This window comes from Asticcacaulis machinosus, from assembly GCF_028550435.1.
GTDB classification, from domain to species: domain Bacteria; phylum Pseudomonadota; class Alphaproteobacteria; order Caulobacterales; family Caulobacteraceae; genus Asticcacaulis; species Asticcacaulis machinosus.
The window spans coordinates 1-655 of the sequence record NZ_JAQQKV010000010.1; the positions used below are offsets into that span (position 1 = coordinate 1).

Consider the following 655-nt stretch of genomic DNA (forward strand, 5'->3'; position numbering starts at 1 on the left):
CAGAACCTGGAGAGCGTCAACACCTATGAGGGCACCCATGATGTCCACGCCCTCATCCTCGGGCGGGCGCAAACGGGACTGCAGGCGTTTTATTAGCGCATGCCAAAAAGTGTGAAGCGGTTTTTGGATTAAATGCGCGGCAAAAAACAAACATATCACCGGATGCTTTTGATGGCCCACCAAGACCTCCCCCCCTCCGGCTGCGCCGGTGTCCCCCCGCCACAGGCAGGGGGATATGAATCTTTTATACCTCCCCAGTTTACTGGGGAGGGGGACCGCACGACGCGCATAGCGCTAGATGCGGTGGTGGGGGCACGTCTTTGAAACCGCTCTCTGGCATCAAAGTCTTGGAACTGGCGCGGATACTGGCGGGGCCGTGGGCTGGTCAGGTGCTGGCCGATCTGGGCGCTGAGGTCATCAAGGTCGAGCGTCCCGGTGACGGCGATGACACGCGTGGCTGGGGCCCGCCCTTTGTGCATGATAGTGACGGCAGCGTCTGGGGGGCAGCCTATTTCCATGCCACCAATCGCGGCAAATCGTCAGTCTGTCTGGATATGGCCGCACCCGAAGGTCAGGCCCGTATCCGACAACTGGCATCTGAGGCCGATGTGGTGATTGAAAACTTCAAGGTCGGTGGGCTTGAAAAATACGGCCT

The 655-nt window shown here is 59.4% G+C and carries 1 protein-coding gene; it reads left to right on the forward strand.

All coding sequences use genetic code 11. The annotated features are described in order from the left end of the window. Positions 1 to 320: 320 nt before the first annotated feature. Positions 321 to 655, forward strand: a 335-nt coding sequence (locus PQU98_RS16925) for a CoA transferase (RefSeq protein WP_272746143.1), incomplete at its 3' end; no start/stop codon positions are given.